General features: G+C 40.3%; 1 protein-coding gene. It reads right to left on the bottom strand.

The features are described 5' to 3' along the window. The coding region (locus ACFIO3_RS11885; protein ID WP_375704515.1) for a glucoamylase family protein at positions 1-2,240 on the bottom strand (2,240 nt) is incomplete at both ends.

Genomic DNA, 2,240 nt, shown 5'->3' with positions numbered 1-2,240 from the left:
CGTTGTGTATTTTGTATATAGGAAAATGCTTGTTCATTGAGAATGACCAAATCAACAATAAGACCGCGCATACGCCAATATTCGTGTGCTTTAAGAAGCTCACGCAGTACAGCTATATTTCCCTCGTTATTTAATCTAAGAAGACAGAGTGGATTGTCTCCTGAAATGGACATGGGCCAAAGATCAGACTGTTTTCCTAGCGTTTTTGCTAATATTTCAGAAGGAAGACGCCACGTTCTTTCTGGATAAATAAGCGGTGTTGCATATTTTTGATAAACAATAGCTTCTTTAAGCTGAGTTCCACTCTGATACAGTGCAACTTGTGAGCGCGTCCATGCCATTGAAAGTTCTTTTTGAAACATATCAGGTTGTCGATAATGTTTAATATGATTATTTAGCGCTTCTTTTGTATGAGCAGCGAAAGTCCAAAAAATAAGTTCTGCTTTGCCATGGGCTGGAATTTGTACACAGCAGCGCAATGACATAATAGGATCTAGAACACAACCTTGACTGTTACTAAAACGAGTATTTTGGTCAAATGCAGCGGGACGATGAATAGATCGCCCCCGACCAATAAATAGAGAGCGATCTGTTTCAGCTTCTGTCTCTTGGAGAGTATCTGTTGTACTAGAAACAAAATGAGCAATATGAATATCAGGGTCGCTAGGTGAGCGTTTACGCCTTTTGGCAAAAATTGTTTTGCCTTCCTCAGCAATTTCTGTCTCTATAAACATACGAGAAAAAACAGGATGAGCACTATCTACGTCCATTGTTGCGAGTGCCAGTTCACCATAAGAAGTAACTTCAATAAGACAATCTTTATGTGTCGTATTCATCAGTTGAAGACGTCTCCCTTCGCCACATCCTTCAGATGTAATAAGACATTCAAGTGTTGATTTAATACCATCAACTATTTTTGTATATTCAGCCTTTTCATCTGTAAAAATGCTGACAGCTTCTTCTTCAATAACGCGTGTTGGTTCACCAGTAACAGACCACCAGCGTCCACTATGCGTATCACGTAGAAAGAATAAAGTACCTTGTTGATCTTCTGTTGCATCAGGAATAAAGCGCGTAATCGCATAATCGTGCCAACGGCTGTAACCAGAACCATTAGCTGTTAACATGGTAGAATAAGAGCCATTAGACAAAAGCAAAGTTGCTCGTGGTTTGAGCAACGGATTTTTAATAATACGCAAAAGGGCAGCGTCAAATGCTTGAGACTTATTGCGCATACGATTAACAGCTTTGGTATGAATAATAGGAATGAGATGAGGCGCTCTTTCCTGTAAGAGCAATTGTGTTGCTTCAATAACGGGATCTCTGTGAAAACGATCACGCATTCGCCCTTGAAAAATAACATTGTTAAGAGCAAGGATAGACATGCCATGATGGTGCGCATAATAATTGCGTACAATGGCGTATTTTTCCCCTATCTTCACGCGTGAAGGAGTAAAATCAATAGAATCATAATAACCATATGTCCCTAAAGCTCCAAGATCACGGAGTCGTTTTAAATTAGCGACAGCGCAAGAAGGTGCATATTGTGCCGCTAGAAGACTGGCATAGGGAGCAATGACAGCATTGCGTGAGAGTCCACGTTGGAGGCCGAGACTTGGAACACCAAAATGAGCATATTGATAGTTCATTAAATGATCGCGAGCATTAAATGCGGCCTCTGAAATACCCCATGGCAATTCTCGTTTATGGGCATATTGTATTTGACATCGAATAATTAATCGATTTGTTTGATCTAGTAGAGATCCTAACGGTTCATGCATCACAAGAGAGGGCATAAGGTATTCAAACATGGAACCAGACCATGATAGGAGCGCACCTTTCCAACCTATCGGTACAAGGAGTCGACCAAGATGAAACCAATGTTTAAGTTTTATATCTCCCTTTGCGATAGCAAAAAAGCTTGCAAGACGTGCTTCTGAAGCAAGCAGATCATAACAATTTTCATCGAGTTTGTTTTCTTGCACACGATATCCAATGGATAAAAGGTGCCGTTTAGGCTGTTCTAAAAAGTCAAATTCCATCTCAAAGGCTATTTGCCGTGCTGCTATAGCCAACTGGTTTAGTTTTTTACATAATTTTTCAGTATCACAATTATCAGTAGCATCATGATGATGAGCGTTGCAGGTGTCGAGAAGGCATTTAGCCCAAGAGAGCGCACGAGCAGATTCTATCGTTTGAATTTTTTGATCAAATTCACCGACTAAGTGCACAATATCGTG

The sequence above is a fragment of the Bartonella sp. AD328YNZD genome (assembly GCF_042196425.1).
The sequence above is the reverse complement of the archived record's forward strand: the minus strand, read 5'-3'. Positions and strand labels throughout refer to the sequence as shown.